We start from the raw sequence: 16514 nt of genomic DNA, 5'->3' as shown, positions 1-16514 counted from the left end.
GGGGTCGGGGTCGGGTGCTGTGCGGTCAGCGGCGGCGGACGCCCGCCTCCTCGTTGTACTCACCGAGGACGGTGACCGAGAAGAGGCTCTCGGCGAAGACCCGGACCGCGCGCAGGGCGTTGCCGAGGCGGTGCGGGGAGTGGTGGACGGAGCCGGTGGCGGTGGCACCCCGCGGGGCGCCCTGGTCACGGGCCCGGTTGCCTGGGATGAAGGTCGCTGTACTCATGTGTCCAGAGTGCGCCATATCACCCGTTCGGGGCATCAGTCGTGGGGCCCGACTTCAGGTCCCGTCGTGTACGCCCCGAGGCGCACGGTGTCCCCTTCGAGGAGGACCCGCGCCCCTGAGAGCCCCCTGAGACCCTGCGGAGCACGAAGCACGGAGCACGGAGCACCGCGCATGCGTTAATCGTTCGCCCCGCGAGCGGGAGCCGATTAGAATCTCCCGCTCGCCCCGGCCACCGCAACGGTGGCCGACCGGGGCTCTCCCGCCTCCCTCGCCGGAGTGCCGCCGCCCGGACGGAAACCGGGCGGTCCGCCATGCCGTGATCACGCGGCATCACCGCCAGCACCAGCCGGAGGCAGACCCGTGCCCGCGCACGTCCCCGAACCCGCCGCCCCAGCCACGCCCGCCGCCGACGCCACGGGCCCCCTGGCCCGCGAGCGCGCCCACCTCACCGCGTCCCGCACCGCCCTGCGCGCGATGCGCGAGGACGTCGAGGCCCTCGACATCCGCGACGTCACCGCGAACTGGGTCAACGCACAGATCCTGGAGCGGCAGATCGGGGACCGCGTCAAGGCACTGGCCGACCTCGGCCACACCCCGCTGTTCTTCGGCCGCCTCGACTACCTGCACGCTCCGGGCGCCGAGGACGCCGAGGGCGCGGAAGGTGAGGAGTGCTTCTACATCGGGCGCCGGCACGTGCACGACGCCGACGGCGACCCGATGGTGATCGACTGGCGTGCGCCGGTCTCGCAGCCGTTCTACCGGGCGTCGAGGAAGGAGCCGATGGACGTCGCGCTGCGCCGTCGTTTCGGGTACACCGGCGGCGACCTCACGGCGTACGAGGACGAGCACCTGTCCGGCCCCACCGCAGTGGCACGGTCCGGCTCCGCCGGGGAGGCCGTCACCAGCAGGCTGCTCCAGCAGGAGATCGAACGCCCGCGCGTCGGCCCGATGCGCGACATCGTCGCCACGATCCAGCCCGAACAGGACGAGATCGTACGGTCCGGCCTGGCGGGCAGCGTCTGCGTGCAGGGCGGTCCGGGCACCGGGAAGACGGCCGTGGGCCTGCACCGGGTCGCCTACCTCCTGTACGCCCACCGCGAGCGGCTGGCCCGCACCGGCACACTCGTCGTCGGCCCGAACCGGTCCTTCCTCCACTACATCGAGCAGGTGCTGCCCGCGCTGGGCGAACTGGCGGTCGGGCAGGCGACGGTGGACGACCTGGTGGCCCATGTCGAGGTGCGCGGGACGGACGACGCGCGGACCGCGCTCGTCAAGGGCGACGCGAGGATGGCCGAGGTGCTGCGCCGGGCCCTCTACGCACACGTGACCCTGCCCACCGAACCGGTCGTCGTCGTGCGCGGCTCGCGCCGCTGTCGGGTGGCGGCGTACGAGCTGGAGGAACTGGTCCGCCAGTTGCTCGACCGGAACATCCGCTACGGCGCCGCCCGCGAGGCTCTGCCGCAGCGCATCGCGCACGCCGTGCTGGTGCAGATGGAGCGGGCCGGGGAGGCGCCGGACGACAGGGTGCAGGACACCGTGGCCCGCAACGGCGCGGTGAAGGCGGCGGTGCAGACGCTCTGGCCGGCCGTCGATCCGGCGAAGCTCGTCCTGCGGCTGCTGGCGGACCCGGAGTTCCTGGCCGAGCACGCGGCCGGACTGCTGGACGAGGACGAGCAGAAGGCGGTCCTCCGGGCGAAGCCGGCGCGGTCGGTGAGGTCCGCGAAGTGGTCGGCGGCGGACGCGGTACTGATCGACGAGGCCACCGACCTGATCCGGCGCACCCCGTCCCTCGGGCACGTGGTGCTCGACGAGGCGCAGGACCTCTCGCCCATGCAGTACCGGGCGGTGGGCCGGCGCTGCACGACCGGTTCGGTGACCGTCCTCGGCGACCTGGCCCAGGGCACCACGCCGTGGGCGACCCGGAGCTGGGGGGAGGCGCTGGGCCACCTGGGCAAGCGGGACGCGGTGGTGGAGGAGCTGACCGCCGGTTTCCGCGTCCCGACGGACGTGATCGCGTACGCCTCCCGGCTGCTGCCGCACATCGCGCCGGGGCTGGCGCCGGTGGCGTCGGTCCGTGACAGCCCGGGTCTGTTCGCCGTCCGGTCGTCCGGCGGGACCGACGACGTGCTCGCCGCCTGCCGCGAACTGCTGGCCCACGAGGGCTCGGTCGGCCTGATCGCCGCCGACGCCCGGATCCCGGAGTGGGCGAAGGCCCTCACGGGGGCGGGCATCGGTTACGTCGCGCCGGGCGAGGAGACGACGTACGACACCCGGCTCACCCTGGTCCCGGCGTCGCTGGCGAAGGGCCTGGAGTACGACTACGTGGTCCTGGACGAGCCGCGCGCCGTGGTCGACGGCGAGCCCGACGAACGCACCGGCCTGCGCCGCCTGTACGTGGCCCTGACCCGAGCGGTCTCGGGCCTGGTCGTGACGCACGCGACGCCCCTGCCGCAGCAACTGCTGCTGCCGCCGCCGGACTGAGCCGGCCCGGCGGAACGGCGTCAGCCCCCGCCGACCGCCTCTTCGGCCGCTTCTTCGACCGCTTCTCCGGCAGCCCCGCCGGCCGCCTCTTCGACCGCCCCGTCCACGACCCGGCGCCACTGCGCGACGGCTTCCGCCGAGACGGGCGCGGCCCATCCGCCGGGCCGGGCCGCGCCCCCGATGTGGAAGGCGCGGACCCCGGCGGTGAGCAGCGCGGGAACGTGCTCCAGTCGCAGGCCGCCCCCGACGAGCAGCTGCTGCTGGTACCCGGGCTCGTCCCCCCGCCCGCGCCGGGCCTCGGCGAGCAGGGTGGGCAGCCCGTCGGCCACACCGCCGGGCGCGCCGGCCGTGAGGTAGGTGTCGAGGCCGGGCAGCCCGTCGAGCTGTTTGCGCAGGGCGGCGCGGTCGGCGGCGCGGTCGATGGCGCGGTGGAAGGTCCACGGGCAGCCGTCCAGTGCCCCGACGACCCGTTCCACGGCGTCCAGGTCCACCCGGCCGTCACCGTCGAGGAACCCGAGGACGAACTCCTCGGCCCCGGCGTCCCGCATCTCCCGCGCCGCGCCCACCAGCCGGCCGGGGTCACCGGCGGCGAACCCGTCCGCCAGGCGCAGCATCACCCGCAGCGGGATGCCGACGGCCGCGCGGACGGCGGCGACGGTGGCGGCGGACGGGGTGAGCCCGTCGGCCGCCATGTCGGTGACCAGCTCGAGCCGGTCCGCACCTCCCGCCCGCGCGGCAACCGCGTCCTCGACATCGAGGGCGATCACCTCCAGGACTGCGCGCTTGCTCATGGAACCCCATTCCTCGGCATCAAGGGCACGGATCGACGACTGGAGACCTAGAGGTCTAGTCCAATCCAGCCTACGCCCGCCGACCGGGGATCCGCGCCCCCACACTCCGAGGCCGGTCTCACCCCCCGAGGATGTTCAGCTCCGCGGCCCCCGCTCCGGCCGTCACCCCGCGGACGGCGCCGAAAGCGCGGCGAGTTCGCCCAGGACCCGGGCCGTCGGCGCCGGATCGACCAGCCACCTCAGGTGACTGCCCGCGAGCGTGCGGACGTCGTACGGGCGGTCCGGCGTCAGTTCGTCGCCCTCAAGGAGAAGGAGCTCGCGAAGGCTCCGTGGACCGGTACGCACATCGGTTGCATCTGACGGCTCACTTTCTGTTGCCCCTCGGTACCGGCGGCACGCGCGCCGCGAGCTCGCTGGTCGAGCACGGGGCCGGGAGGGCGGGGGTGGCATACGGACAGGTGTGTGCGAGCCTGCGAGCCCTGCCGGAAAGCACTCGGGCCGCCCCCGAAGGAGCGGCCCCAGAACCCGGCGCAGCCGTGTGCACCCTGTTCCGTCTGCTACCGCCGCGATGCCGCCAGGGCCGACGGAAGTGGTCCAAGCCGGCCGTCACGCCCTTCTCGACGACGCTTTCCGGTCAGCGCGCGTGGCGTGCGTGAGCGATGAACCCGGCCCAGGTGGCCGGGGCCACGGTGAAGGTGCCCCGGCCGGCGTCCTTGGAGTCGCGGACACGGACGGAGGCGGGGAGGGCGGCGACCTCGACGCACTCACCGCCCGCGCCACCGCTGTAACTGGACCTGAACCAGTGGAGGGACTGGTCCTGTGACTGCTCGGTGTTCATAGGTCTCCTTGCAGCAACTTCTCGATGTGGCGCACGGATTCGGCAGGGGACAGCGCCTGTGCCCGCAGGATTCCATACCGCACGGCGAACCCACGCACGCTTTCGCGCTTGGTGATCACACGCCCGTTGGCCTGACTCTCCACGTACGCGACCTGCTCCCCGCCCTCCGGGGCCATCATCGTGAACGGCCCGTCCGCCCCTGCGTGATCGGTGACCCGAGTCGGCATGACCTGGATCTCGACATGGGGGTTCTCGGCGACGAGCAGAATCTGCTCCAACTGACCACGCAGCACATTCACCCCGCCGAACGGCCGCTCCAGCACGGACTCTTCGATGACGAAGCTGAGCGTCGGTGCGGGCTTCCGCTCGTAGAGCTTGTGCCGAGCCATCCGCGCCGCCACCATCTGCTCGATCTCGTCCTCACGCCGCCGGGGCCGCCACACGGTGAACATGGTCCGTGCGTACTCCTCGGTCTGAAGCAGACCTGGCACGGCCAGCACCGCGTACGCATGGAACTCGACGGCCTCCTCCTCGATCCGCGCCGCGTCACGGAAAAGGCCGGATACCGCGTGAGTGCCACGGCCCGCTTCATGACGAGCAGCAGCCCACCGCCCTCCAGCAGACTGTCGAGGTTGTCGATGGTCTCCGGCCGTGGAATCCGGCGCCCCTGCTCGATCGCAGCGACCTGCGCCTCGCTGTATCCGAGCCGTGGAGCAAGTGCGGCCTGGGTGAGCCCGGCCCGCTCACGGAGAATCTTGACCTGCCTGCCGAAGGAACGCAGCAACTCGTCGGCCGGATCTTCGTTCCGAGCCTGCTCCACGACCTGCACCATGAGCTGCCCCTCTTCCTCACCGACAGACACTCGCGGCACCCTTACAGCAACGCTGTGTAAGGAATTCACTGCTGGTCACGGTACGCACGCAACGGCACGCTCACTCCCATGACGACCGAAACTCCCCCTTCGAGCGCACCGGCCAACCCCCGGCACACGCCGAAGAGTTCTCCATGTGCTTCACCTCGACCCCGCGAGGCGCCCGCCTCGCCCGGCGGCTCACTTCCCACCGGCTCGACGCCTGGGGTTTCCCCTACGAGTCCGGGGTGAACGACACCGCGGCCCCGGTCGTCGCCGAACTCGCCGCGAACGCGGTGACCCACGGCCGTGTCCCGGGCCGCGACTTCCGCCTGAGCCTGACGCTGACCGCCGCGCGCGATCTCCTCCGCGTCGAGGTCGTCGACACCCGCGACGACCGCCTGCCCCCGGCCCGGCCCCACGCTCCCGAGGACCCCGGAGCCGAGACCGGCCGAGGGCTCTGGCTGGTGGCCTGTCTGACGAGCCGGATGGACGTCGGGCCGCGCGGAGACGGCGGCCCCGGCAAAACGGTACGGGCCGAACTCGACCTCTGGCCTCTGCCTTCCGACCTCTGATCTCTGACCTCTCGGGGCGCGTACCGGGAACAATGGCCGCATGGTCGACACCGATGTTCTGCGTGAGCGTTTCGTCCGGGCTCTGGAGGGGGCCAGGGGCACCGGGGGCGGGCCCGATCCCGTCCCCTACGCCGACAATCTGCTCGGCCGCTGGCAGGAGGATCAACGGCGGTATCACACCGTCGCGCACCTCACCGCCGTGCTCGACCGGGTCGACGAGCTGGCGGCGTACGCGGACGACGTGGATGTCGTGCGGCTGGCGGCGTGGTTCCACGACGCCGTCTATCTGCCGGACCGGTCCGAGAACGAGGAGCGGTCGGCGCGGCTGGCCGAGCGGGCGCTGGCCGAGGCCGGGGTTCCGGGGGCGGAGGTCGCCGAGGTCGCGCGGCTGGTGCGGCTCACCGTGACCCACGACCCGGGCGACGACGACCCGGACGGCCAGGTGCTGTGCGACGCGGACCTGGCCGTCCTCGCCTCGCCGCCGTCCGCGTACGCCGCCTACACCGCCGCCGTCCGCGAGGAGTACCGCTTCGTCCCCGGCGACGCCTTCCGCGAGGGGCGGGCCGCCGTGCTGCGCCGGCTCCTCGACCTGCCGCGTCTGTTCCGCACGCCGTACGGGCGGGAGCACTGGGAGGCCACGGCCCGGTACAACATCGGCGGCGAGCTGGAACTGCTGACGGGATGAGGCCGGCCGGAGTAGCGTCGTGGAGCAGCTCTCTGCAGGAAGGATCACACTCCGTGAGCGAACAGCCTGTCCACCCTGAAGCACCTGTCGAGCCACCTCCCATGCGGACCCTCGGCGAGGTGCGGGCCGCCCTTGCCGCCGGGCTCGGTTTCCCGGGCGACCTGGCCCGACTCGAAGCCGAACTGGCGGCCACCCTCAACCGTGTCGACTTCACGGACCTGCGCGAGGTCTCCGAGCTGATCGCGACATATCGCGGGCATGTCCTGACACGCTGCGACCCCGACTTCGAGGCCTCCCTCGCCGAAGGCGTCGAACTGGCTCGTGCACTGAAGCTGGAGAACCCCCGTTGACCGAGCCGACGGCCGTCGTGGAGATCACGCACACCGCACGCAAGCGCCTCGACCTGCTGGGCCCCGCCGCTGAGGCTGTCGTCGAGGCGCTGCGTGCGGAGCTGGAACGGAAGCAGCAGCTGGGCCGTCGCGTCCGCGTACTCGACCAGGGCGCGGAGGTCCGGGTGACACGTGTCGAAGCCCGTGCGGCCTGCCCCGCCCTGTCCGTGACGTACGTCCACCTTCCACACCCGGCTCCCCCGACCTGCGCCATCGTGTCGGTCGTACCGGACGACACGGGGGACGAGGATGACAAGGCCTGACGAGCGGGCGGGCACGAGCCGCATACCCACCGAACGTCTCGTCCTGGTGAGCATCGCTCCCGCGGTCGCGTCCGACCTGTCGACGGGCGGCGACGGCGGCTTCGCGTGGGTCGGTTCCGGTCCCGCCGACGGCACCCGGGTGGGCGCCGGGATGGTGGTCGAGCGGTACGAGGTGGGGGAGTTCCGGCCGGAGTGGACCACCTACGTCCTGGTCCGGCGGGAGGACGACCTCGCCGTGGGCGCGATGGGCTTCCACAGCGCTCCGGACCCCGACGGCCGCGTGGAGATCGGCTACGACCTCGTCGAGGGCGCCCGCGGCCACGGCTACGCCACCGAGGCGCTGCGCGCCCTGTCGGCGTGGGCGCTGGCGCAGGACGGGGTCCGGACCGTCACCGCCGTCGTCGACCGCGCCAACACGCCCTCGCAGAACGTCGTCACCCGCGCCGGATTCACCCGGACCACCGGGCCCGGGAGCGAGAACGAGAACGAGGGCGAGTACGTCTACGAGCTGCGCCGCTGAAGCGCGCCCCCGCGCACCTCGCTCTTGCGCACCCTCAGCCCCGCCCCGTACAGCAGCCGTACCACCTCGCGGCTGCTGACCTCCAGCGCACCGGCCCGTACGACGTCCGCGTACCGGTGCTGGGGGATGTCGTAGTGGTCGCGTTCGAAGGCGCGGCGGGGGACGCCGAGGGCGGCGGCGAAGGCGTGCAGTTCGTCGTAGGAGACGTCGCTGACCAGGTGGGACCAGAGGCAGCCGTGCCCCGGCCAGGCGGGTGGGTCGATGTACACCGTCACGCCGGAGCCGCCCCGCTCAGCGAGCCCACCGCCGCGACCTTCACGCCCGCCTGGTGGCACACCCAGTGCGGGTCGGGGCCCAGTTCCGGTTCGACCTCCAGCGCGTGCGGGTCGCCCGAGCCGCACACCGGGCACAGCGGCCAGCGGCCGTACCGGTCCAGCAGGGCGTCCTGGACGTCCTGGGCGACCAGTCCGGCCACGAACCCGGCCCCCTCCGGCCACTGTTCGACCCACCAGCGGCGCTGTGCCACGGCCTCCTCGACGAGGGAGACGATCTCCGCCTCGGCGACCTCGTGCGCGACCAGGTCGGCGAGGACGAGGGCGCGTGCCCCGTGCAGGGCCTGCTCCAGAGGGCTGACGGGGGCGGCGGGGGTGTCGTCGGGGTCGCGAGGGTCGCCGTGGGGGTGCATGCCCCTATTGTGCGCGCCCTTGACCGCGCCACCGAAACGAAAATATCTTTCAAGGGTGACCCGGAAGGTGAAGGAAATTTTCGCCCCGCCCGCTCCCGCCGCCCTCGCGGCCAAGGTGCGGACGCTGGCGCCGTCGATGACCCGCTCCATGCAGCGGGTCGCCGAGGCCGTCGCGGGGGACCCGGCCGGCTGCGCGGCCCTCACGGTCACCGGCCTCGCCGAACTCACCGGCACCAGCGAGGCCACCGTCGTGCGCACCGCCCGCCTGCTCGGCTACCCCGGCTACCGCGACCTGCGCCTCGCCCTCGCCGGGCTGGCCGCCCAGCAGGAGTCCGGGCGCGCCCCCGCCCTCACCACGGACATCGCGGTGGACGACCCCCTCGCCGACGTCGTCGCCAAGCTCGCCCACGACGAGCAGCAGACCCTCGCCGACACGGCCGCCGGACTGGACACCGTCCAGCTCGGCGCGGCCGTCGCCGCCCTGGCCGGCGCCCGCCGGACGGACGTGTACGGCATCGGCGCCTCCGGCCTGGTCGCCCAGGACCTCACCCAGAAACTGCTGCGCATAGGGCTGATAGCGCACGCCCCCGGTGACCCGCACCTCGCCGTGACCAACGCGGTGCAGCTGCGCGCCGGTGACGTGGCCGTCGCCATCACGCACTCCGGGGCCACCGGCGACGTCATCGAGCCGCTCCGGGTCGCCTTCGAGCGCGGGGCGACGACCATCGCGGTCACCGGCCGCCCCGACGGACCCGTCACCCAGTACGCCGACCACGTGCTGACCACGTCCACGGCCCGCGAGAGCGAGCTGCGCCCGGCCGCGATGTCCTCCCGGACCAGTCAGCTCCTCGTGGTGGACTGCCTGTTCGTGGGCATCGCCCAGCGCACCCACGCGTCGGCGGCGCCTTCGCTGGCCGCTTCGTACGAGGCGTTGGCGCATCGGCATCGGGCAGCCCGCACGGGGCCGTAGCCGGGCCGTCGTGGAGATCCGCCGGTGGCCTGTGGCCGATCGCGCGGTTCCCCGCGCCCCCGAGGCAGATCCCCCACCCCCCTGACCGGAAAGACCCGCCATGACTTCCACCTCCCACCACCGCGATCTCGGCGCCCAGTTGGAGGCGCTGACCACCGAGGCGTTCCGGCCGGAACTGGCGGACGTCGACCGGTTGCCCACCCTCGACATCGCCCGCCTGATGAACCGGGAGGACGCCGTCGTCGCCGCCGCCGTGGCCGGGCAGCTGCCCCGGATCGCCGCCGCGGTCGACGCCGTGGCCGACCGGATGGCCCGGGGCGGCCGGCTGGTCTACGCGGGCGCGGGCACCGCCGGCCGGCTGGGCGTCCTGGACGCCTCCGAGTGCCCGCCGACCTTCAACACCGGCCCCGGCCAGGTCGTCGGTCTGATCGCGGGCGGACCCGGTGCCCTGGTCGCGTCGGTCGAGGGCGCCGAGGACTCCACGGAGCTGGCCGCGGCCGACCTGGACGCGCTGGCGTTGACCGCCGAGGACACGGTGGTCGGCGTCTCCGCCTCCGGGCGCACCCCGTACGCCGTCGGCGCCGTCACGCACGCCCGCGCGCAGGGAGCCCTGACGGTGGGTCTGGCCTGCAACGCGGGCAGCCCGCTCGCCGCGGCGGCCGAGCACGGCGTCGAGGTCGTCGTCGGCCCGGAGCTGCTGGCCGGCTCCACCCGCCTCAAGGCCGGCACCGCCCAGAAGCTCGTCCTCAACATGATCTCGACGATCACGATGATCCGGCTGGGCAAGACGTACGGGAACCTGATGGTCGACGTACGGGCCTCCAACGAGAAGCTGCGCGCCCGCGCCCGCCGCATCGTCGCCCTGGCGACGGGTGCGGCGGACGCCGACGTCGAGCGTGCGCTGGCCTCCACGGACGGCGAGGTGAAGAACGCCGTCCTGGTCCTGCTGGCCGACGTGGACGGCCCCACGGCCGTCCGCCTCCTCGACGAGGCGGACGGCCACCTGCGCGCGGCGCTGGCGGCGGCGGCCGGCCCTGACGGCTGGGATACTGGACCGACCCCCACACGGAGACGAACACCATGAACCACGCGCAGCTCACCGCCCTGGGCCGCGCCCTGCGCGTCCTCGGCGAGCACGGCGAGGCGCTGACCGGTGACACGTCGGACGCCACACTGCACGAGGTCCGGGCGGATCTGAAGCGCGCGCTGGACCGGCTGGAGGAGAGCGTCGACACGGCCGCGCCCCGTACGCGCTGTCCCGAACACCCCACCGGACCGGTCGACGAGAGCGCCCCCGACCTGTGCCTGCTGTGCGAGACCCGGCGCCGTACGGCCCGCCGCGCCGAGTTCAACGGGCCGGCACCCCAGCACGCGCCCACCGGGCCCGTCCCGTCCCGGTACGGGATGCACGGCGACCGCCCCCAGCCCCAGCAGCGCTGGCTGCCGGAGCTGTGGAACGGTCAGGCGTGGCAGTTGTGCGGCACCCCGCGCCGGGACCGCCGCGAGGCCGAACTGTTCATCGCGGCCGAGCGGCGCGGGCCCCGGGCGGCCATGGCGTACCGGCTCGTGCACGAGTTCACGGACTACGAGGTACTGCGCGTGTGGGGAACGCCGGTCCGGACGGACATCGAGCCGATGGGCGGCTGAACCGACGGGCCACCGGCCACCGGCCACCGGGCCCTACGCGTCGGCCGTCGAGGCCTCGGCGGTCCCGGACGCGCCCCGTGCCACCGGTACCACCGGTGCGCCCGGTCCGGCGGGCCGCTCGCGCGGGACGAAGGCCGCCACGACGAACCCGACGAGCGCGGCACCGGAGCCGAGCGCCAGCACCGTGCGGAAGGCGCTCTCCGACGGCACCGCGAACGCGCCGAGCCGCGTGGTCATCTGGGCGAGTACGACACCGGCGACGGCGCTGGCGACGGACGTGCCCAGGGACCGCATCAGGGTGTTGAGGCTGTTCGCGGAGCCCGTCTCGGAGGCGGGTACGGCGCCCATGACGAGGGCGGGCATCGCCCCGTAGCAGAAGCCGATGCCGGCGCCGATGACGCAGGACGCGAGCACGAAGTGCCAGGCCCCGGCCATGAGGACGACGTTCGGTCCGTAGCCCGCGGCGACGATCAGGGCGCCGGTCATCAGCGTCACCTTCGGTCCCCTGGCGCGGGAGACGAGCGCGGACACCGGGGCCAGCGCCATCATCACCAGGCCGGACGGGGCCATGACCAGACCGGCCGTCAGCAGCGACTTGCCCAGGCCGTAACCGGTCTGTTCCGGCAGCTGGAGCAGCTGCGGAACGACCAGGGACATGGAGAACATCGCGAAGCCGATCGCCACCGAGGCGGCGTTGGTCACCAGTACCTGGGGGCGGGCCGAGACCCGCAGGTCCACCAGCGGCTCGGTGACGCGCAGCTCGAGGAAGCCCCAGGCGGTCAGGACGACGACGGCCGCCGCGAACAGGCCGAGCGTGGTGCCGCTCCCCCAGCCCCAGTCGGCGCCCTTGGAGATCGCGAGCAGCAGGCACATCAGCCCGGCGGCCATCCCGACCGCGCCGGGAAGGTCGAACCGGCCGCCGGTGCGGACCTCCGACTCCGGTACGAGGGCCGCCACCAGAGCGAGCGCGACGACGCCGAGGGCTGCGGAGGTCCAGAACAGGGCGTGCCAGTCGAAGTTGTCGGCGATGAGCGCGGCGGCGGGCAGGCCGAGGGCACCGCCGACGCCGAGCGAGGCGCTGATCATCGCGGTGGCCGAGCCCAGCCGCTCGGCGGGGAGCTCGTCGCGCAGGATGCTGATGCCGAGCGGGATCACACCGGACGCGAGGCCCTGCAGGGCGCGGCCGACGATCATCGGGGTCAGGCTGTCGCTGAGCCCGGCGACCACGGAGCCGACGACCAGCATGCTCATGCTGAGCAGAAGCATGCGCCGCTTGCCGTACATGTCGCCGAGGCGTCCCATGACCGGCGTCGCGACGGCGGCGGCGAGCAGGGTCGCGGTGACGGCCCAGGCGGTGTCCGACGCCGAGGCGTTCAGGAACTGCGGCAGCTGCCCCACGATCGGGATGACCAGGGTCTGCATCAGCGAGACGACGATGCCGCTGAAGGCCAGGACGGCCACCACGACGTGGGGGCGGGGCGGCGCGGAACCCCCGGCCGTGGCGGGCCGGGCGAGCGCGTCGGGCATGGGGGAGTTCTCCGGGGCGGCTCAGATCTACTTGACTCGGGCAACCTTATGGAGATTGATTGACTTAAGCAAGTGAAAGTCGGGTGAACGCGGGCCGGGGGCGGGCCGCGTCCCTCCGCCCGCCGCGACGACGAGGCGCCCGGCACGATCAGCTCAGCGTCTTCAGCGACGCCGCGTCGTACGGCTCGAGTTCGTCGAAGCGCCCACCGAGGACCTTCGCCGCCCAGTCCGGGTCCTGGAGCACCGCGCGCCCCACGGCGACGAGGTCGAACTCGTCACGCTCCAGCCGGTCGAGCAGGTTGTCGAGGCTGCCCAGCTCGGCACCCTTCCCCCGGAACGCGTCCTGGAAGTCCCCGTTCAGGCCGACCGAACCGACGGTGACGGTGGGCCTGCCGGTCAGCTTCTTCGTCCAGCCGGCCAGGTTCAGGTCCGAGCCCTCGAACTCCGGGACCCAGTACCGCCGGGTGGAGGCGTGGAAGGCGTCGACACCGGCCGCCGCGAGCGGGGCGAGGATCGCCTCCAGTTCCTCGGGGGTCTCGGCGAGGCGGGAGTCGTAGGCGTCCTGCTTCCACTGCGAGTAGCGGAAGAGGACCGGGAACCCGGGCGAGACCCGCTCACGGACCGCCGCGACGATCTCCGTCGCGAACCTCGCCCGCGCCACCGGGTCGCCGCCGTAGGCGTCGGTGCGGCGGTTGGTGCCGGCCCACAGGAACTGGTCGATGAGGTAGCCGTGGGCGCCGTGCAGCTCCACGCCGTCGAAGCCGATGCGCTCGGCGTCCGCAGCGGCCTGCGCGAACGCCTCGACCACCGCGTCGATGTCGGCCTGCGTCATGGCCTTGCCCGCACCTTCGGTGCCGTCCGTGCGCACGCCGGACGGGCCGACCGCCGGCGCCTCGGGATACGGCGCCTGCCCCTGCTCGCGGACCATGCCGATGTGCCACAGCTGCGGCACGATCGTGCCGCCCGCCGCGTGCACCGCGTCGGCGACCTTCGCCCAGCCGGCCAGCTGCTCCTCCCCGTGGAACCGCGGCACCCGGTCGCTCTGCCCGGCCGACTCGTGCCCCACGTACGTGCCCTCGGTGACGATCAGCCCCACACCGGCGGCGGCCCTGCGGGAGTAGTACGACACCACGTCCTCGCCGGGGACACCGCCCGGCGAGAACATCCGGGTCATCGGCGCCATCGCGATGCGGTTCGGCACGGTCAGGCCGTTGATCGAGACCGGCCGGGACAGAACGTCCGAAGCTCGGGCGGCGGCCTCGGAGGGGGCGACGGTCATGTGGGGGCTCCTTGTCGGATGTACCGGTCAGTATGTGTGCGTGCATTCATTGCACTCCAGCGCCAACCAGCGGGAGCCGGAAGCCATTCCACCCGTCCGGCCCACCCTCCTGTGACCCCCACCACACCGCCCCCCGGGGGGTCGACCCCCGAGCCCCCCGGGCCCCGCTCCCGGAAACGCCCGAGGGCGGCACCCCCTGCTGTCGGCAGGGGGTGCCGCCCTCGGTACTGACGGACCGGGTCCGAACCTGAGGTGAGTCAGGCTCAGAAGTCCATGTCACCGCCCGGCATGCCGCCCGGAGCGGCCGCGGCGGCCTTCTCCGGCTTGTCGGCGATGACGGCCTCGGTGGTCAGGAACAGCGCGGCGATCGACGCGGCGTTCTGCAGCGCGGAACGCGTCACCTTGGCCGGGTCGATGATGCCTTCCTTGACCAGGTCGACGTACTCGCCGGTCGCGGCGTTCAGGCCGTGGCCCGGGGTCAGGTTGCGCACCTTCTCCACCACGACACCGCCCTCGAGGCCGGCGTTGACGGCGATCTGCTTCAGCGGGGCCTCGAGCGCGAGCTTCACGGCCTGGGCGCCGGTCGCCTCGTCACCCTCGAGCTCCAGCTTCTCGAACACCGAGGAGGCCTGCAGCAGGGCCACGCCACCACCGGCGACGATGCCCTCCTCGACGGCCGCCTTCGCGTTGCGAACGGCGTCCTCGATGCGGTGCTTGCGCTCCTTGAGCTCGACCTCGGTGGCGGCACCGGCCTTGATGACCGCGACACCGCCGGCGAGCTTCGCCAGGCGCTCCTGCAGCTTCTCGCGGTCGTAGTCCGAGTCGCTGTTCTCGATCTCGGCGCGGATCTGGTTCACGCGGCCCTGGACCTGGTCGGCCGAGCCGGCACCGTCGACGATGGTGGTCTCGTCCTTGGTGATGACGACCTTGCGGGCCCGGCCCAGAAGGTCGACCGTGGCGTTCTCCAGCTTGAGGCCGACCTCCTCGGAGATGACCTCGCCACCGGTGAGGATGGCGATGTCGCCGAGCATGGCCTTGCGGCGGTCACCGAAGCCCGGGGCCTTGACGGCGACGGACTTGAAGGTGCCACGGATCTTGTTGACGACCAGGGTCGACAGGGCCTCGCCCTCGACGTCCTCGGCGATGATCAGCAGCGGCTTGCCCGACTGCATGACCTTCTCCAGGAGCGGCAGCAGGTCCTTGACGTTGCCGATCTTGGAGTTGGCGATCAGGATGTACGGGTCGTCGAGCGACGCCTCCATACGCTCCATGTCGGTGGCGAAGTACGCCGAGATGTAGCCCTTGTCGAAGCGCATACCCTCGGTGAGCTCCAGCTCCAGACCGAAGGTCTGGGACTCCTCGACGGTGATGACGCCTTCCTTGCCGACCTTGTCCATCGCCTCGGCGATGAGCTCGCCGATCTGGGTGTCGGCGGCGGAGATGGAGGCCGTGGAGGCGATCTGCTCCTTGGTCTCGACGTCCTTCGCCTGCTCCAGCAGGGCACCGGAGACGGCCTCGACGGCCTTCTCGATACCGCGCTTGAGGGCCATGGGGTTGGCGCCGGCGGCTACGTTGCGCAGGCCCTCCTTGACCAGGGCCTGGGCGAGAACGGTCGCGGTGGTCGTACCGTCACCGGCGACGTCGTCCGTCTTCTTGGCGACTTCCTTGACCAGCTCGGCGCCGATCTTCTCGTACGGGTCCTCGAGCTCGATCTCCTTGGCGATGGACACACCGTCGTTGGTGATCGTGGGGGCGCCCCACTTCTTCTCGAGGACGACGTTGCGGCCCTTGGGGCCGAGCGTCACCTTGACGGCGTCCGCGAGCTGGTTCATGCCGCGCTCGAGGCCGCGCCGCGCCTCCTCGTCGAACGCGATGATCTTGGCCATGTGAAGTGGTCCCTCCAGGACTGGGGGTGATGACTCCTAGGACCGCGCCCGCGCCCGCGACGGACGGCTCACAGACCCGGCGGTTCCTTGCCCCACCGGCCTGCGGGCCTCACCGACCCGGTCCTTACGTTGTCACTCTCACCTTCAGAGTGCTAACGCAATGATTAGCACTCGACCCATGCGAGTGCAAGCGCCTTCGCGGATCGGCGGGAGACTCAGCCCCCCGCGAACACCCGGACGAGACGGACAGCGGGCGGAGGAGCGGCCACCGGACGGACGAACGGACGGCAGGCGGAGCGGCGGGAGACGGACCAGTGGGAGAGGGCGGGCGGACCGGCAGCAGACGGACCGGCGACAGGCGGCAGGGGGAGGGGGCGACACGCGGGCCGGCGGGAGGGACGGTGCGGGCAGGGCGAAGGGCTCGCGCCCCCGGGTGACCCCGGAGGCACGAGCCCTTCGTCGGCAGGAAAATTCTCGTGGTTGCTGGTAGCGCGTTCAGGCGGTGACGCGAACCATGTCGGCCTGCGGGCCCTTCTGGCCCTGCGAGATCTCGAACTCGACCCGCTGGCCCTCTTCAAGGGTGCGGTAGCCGTCCATCTGGATCGCGCTGTAGTGGACGAAAACATCCGCACCACCGTCGACCGCGATGAAGCCGTACCCCTTCTCCGCGTTGAACCACTTGACGGTGCCCTGAGCCATGCCTAACTCCCCTATTACTGGCCCTTGCACGGATCCGCACTTCGCGGATCCGGGTCAGACCTCACTCCCCAAACGGTTGGGGGCGTGCGCCGGAACGCGTCGACCGCGGCTGAATGTATCTGCCCAACTGCCCTCTGCAACAGGTCAGTCGGACGAGAAATCTCGGCGCCGCCGGGCCGGAATGCGACGGCAATTCGTCCGCT

Annotated in this window: 18 protein-coding genes and 2 pseudogenes; 9 read left to right on the top strand and 11 right to left on the bottom strand. The window is 72.4% G+C overall.

What is annotated here, in order from left to right; genetic code table 11:
• Nucleotides 1-25: 25 nt before the first annotated feature.
• Nucleotides 26-226, bottom strand: a complete 201-nt coding sequence (locus tag TU30_RS13310; protein WP_042169007.1) for a hypothetical protein — start codon at nucleotides 224-226, stop codon at nucleotides 26-28.
• A gap of 360 nt (nucleotides 227-586) precedes the next feature.
• Between TU30_RS13310 and TU30_RS13305 the strand changes: the two genes are divergently transcribed.
• Nucleotides 587-2707, top strand: a complete 2121-nt coding sequence (locus tag TU30_RS13305) for an ATP-binding domain-containing protein (RefSeq protein WP_042169004.1) — start codon at nucleotides 587-589, stop codon at nucleotides 2705-2707.
• Nucleotides 2708-2727: 20 nt separating this feature from the next.
• Here the strand turns inward: TU30_RS13305 and TU30_RS13300 are convergent, their stop codons facing one another.
• From TU30_RS13300 to TU30_RS13290, 4 genes and pseudogenes are all read right to left on the bottom strand, one after another.
• Entirely contained in the window at nucleotides 2728-3498 is a 771-nt protein-coding gene (locus tag TU30_RS13300; protein ID WP_078878266.1) for a copper homeostasis protein CutC, read from the bottom strand.
• A 162-nt stretch (nucleotides 3499-3660) separates the two neighbouring features.
• Nucleotides 3661-3810, bottom strand: a pseudogene (locus tag TU30_RS37160) (alpha/beta hydrolase); the annotation flags it as partial.
• Nucleotides 3811-4132: 322 nt separating this feature from the next.
• Nucleotides 4133-4336, bottom strand: a complete 204-nt coding sequence (locus TU30_RS13295) for a DUF397 domain-containing protein (protein ID WP_042169002.1) — start codon at nucleotides 4334-4336, stop codon at nucleotides 4133-4135.
• A pseudogene (locus TU30_RS13290) lies at nucleotides 4333-5168 on the bottom strand (Scr1 family TA system antitoxin-like transcriptional regulator). Before TU30_RS13290 ends, TU30_RS13295 begins: the two are co-directional and overlap by 4 nt.
• A gap of 173 nt (nucleotides 5169-5341) precedes the next feature.
• Between TU30_RS13290 and TU30_RS13285 the strand changes: the two are divergent.
• From TU30_RS13285 to TU30_RS13265, 5 genes are read left to right on the top strand one after another with little or no spacing between them, the layout of a single operon-like run.
• A complete protein-coding gene (locus tag TU30_RS13285) occupies nucleotides 5342-5761 on the top strand; it encodes an ATP-binding protein (protein ID WP_042168999.1) in 420 nt (139 codons plus the stop codon).
• Nucleotides 5762-5801: 40 nt separating this feature from the next.
• Nucleotides 5802-6446 carry a hypothetical protein gene (locus TU30_RS13280; protein WP_042168996.1) on the top strand — a complete coding sequence of 215 codons (645 nt, stop codon included), beginning with the start codon at nucleotides 5802-5804 and terminating at the stop codon, nucleotides 6444-6446.
• A 53-nt stretch (nucleotides 6447-6499) separates the two neighbouring features.
• On the top strand, nucleotides 6500-6796 hold the full coding sequence (locus TU30_RS13275) for a hypothetical protein (RefSeq protein WP_141713713.1): 297 nt from the start codon (nucleotides 6500-6502) through the stop codon (nucleotides 6794-6796).
• Nucleotides 6793-7098, top strand: coding sequence for a hypothetical protein (locus TU30_RS13270; protein ID WP_042168990.1), 306 nt, complete (start codon nucleotides 6793-6795; stop codon nucleotides 7096-7098). The genes TU30_RS13275 and TU30_RS13270 overlap by 4 nt, the downstream gene beginning before the upstream one ends.
• Nucleotides 7085-7618, top strand: a complete 534-nt coding sequence (locus tag TU30_RS13265; protein WP_078878265.1) for a GNAT family N-acetyltransferase — start codon at nucleotides 7085-7087, stop codon at nucleotides 7616-7618. The genes TU30_RS13270 and TU30_RS13265 overlap by 14 nt, the downstream gene beginning before the upstream one ends.
• On the opposite strand, the gene TU30_RS13260 is transcribed toward TU30_RS13265, so the two are convergent.
• Entirely contained in the window at nucleotides 7600-7893 is a 294-nt protein-coding gene (locus TU30_RS13260) for a DUF4031 domain-containing protein (RefSeq protein ID WP_042168988.1), read from the bottom strand. The two genes, TU30_RS13265 and TU30_RS13260, sit on opposite strands and share 19 nt — an antisense overlap.
• Nucleotides 7890-8303, bottom strand: coding sequence for a hypothetical protein (locus TU30_RS13255; protein WP_042168986.1), 414 nt, complete (start codon nucleotides 8301-8303; stop codon nucleotides 7890-7892). The genes TU30_RS13260 and TU30_RS13255 overlap by 4 nt, the downstream gene beginning before the upstream one ends.
• Nucleotides 8304-8358: 55 nt before the next feature.
• Here TU30_RS13255 and TU30_RS13250 point away from each other — a divergent pair, with 55 nt between their 5' ends.
• From TU30_RS13250 to TU30_RS13240, 3 genes are all read left to right on the top strand, one after another.
• A complete protein-coding gene (locus TU30_RS13250; RefSeq protein WP_042168983.1) occupies nucleotides 8359-9273 on the top strand; it encodes a MurR/RpiR family transcriptional regulator in 915 nt (304 codons plus the stop codon).
• Between the two features lie 100 nt (nucleotides 9274-9373).
• Nucleotides 9374-10357 (top strand): N-acetylmuramic acid 6-phosphate etherase, encoded by a 984-nt coding sequence (gene murQ / locus TU30_RS13245; RefSeq protein ID WP_042168981.1) that lies wholly within the window; start codon nucleotides 9374-9376, stop codon nucleotides 10355-10357.
• The gene (locus TU30_RS13240; RefSeq protein ID WP_042168978.1) at nucleotides 10354-10920 is read left to right on the top strand and encodes a hypothetical protein; all 567 of its coding nucleotides are present in this window, start codon (nucleotides 10354-10356) and stop codon (nucleotides 10918-10920) included. The genes murQ and TU30_RS13240 overlap by 4 nt, the downstream gene beginning before the upstream one ends.
• Nucleotides 10921-10953: 33 nt before the next feature.
• Here TU30_RS13240 and TU30_RS13235 read toward each other — a convergent pair whose 3' ends face one another.
• From TU30_RS13235 to TU30_RS13220, 4 genes are all read right to left on the bottom strand, one after another.
• A complete protein-coding gene (locus TU30_RS13235) occupies nucleotides 10954-12447 on the bottom strand; it encodes an MFS transporter (protein WP_042168976.1) in 1494 nt (497 codons plus the stop codon).
• Nucleotides 12448-12595: 148 nt separating this feature from the next.
• Nucleotides 12596-13726 carry an NADH:flavin oxidoreductase gene (locus TU30_RS13230; protein WP_042168974.1) on the bottom strand — a complete coding sequence of 377 codons (1131 nt, stop codon included), beginning with the start codon at nucleotides 13724-13726 and terminating at the stop codon, nucleotides 12596-12598.
• A 263-nt stretch (nucleotides 13727-13989) separates the two neighbouring features.
• The gene (groL, locus tag TU30_RS13225) at nucleotides 13990-15612 is read right to left on the bottom strand and encodes a chaperonin GroEL (protein ID WP_042168971.1); all 1623 of its coding nucleotides are present in this window, start codon (nucleotides 15610-15612) and stop codon (nucleotides 13990-13992) included.
• A 495-nt stretch (nucleotides 15613-16107) separates the two neighbouring features.
• Nucleotides 16108-16311 carry a cold-shock protein gene (locus TU30_RS13220; RefSeq protein WP_004986573.1) on the bottom strand — a complete coding sequence of 68 codons (204 nt, stop codon included), beginning with the start codon at nucleotides 16309-16311 and terminating at the stop codon, nucleotides 16108-16110.
• Nucleotides 16312-16514 lie beyond the last annotated feature (203 nt).

The sequence above is a fragment of the Streptomyces sp. NBRC 110035 genome, from assembly GCF_000829695.1.
Classification (GTDB): Bacteria; Actinomycetota; Actinomycetes; order Streptomycetales; family Streptomycetaceae; genus Streptomyces.
Note: the sequence above shows the minus strand (reverse complement) of the source record. Positions and strands in the feature narration are given on the sequence as shown.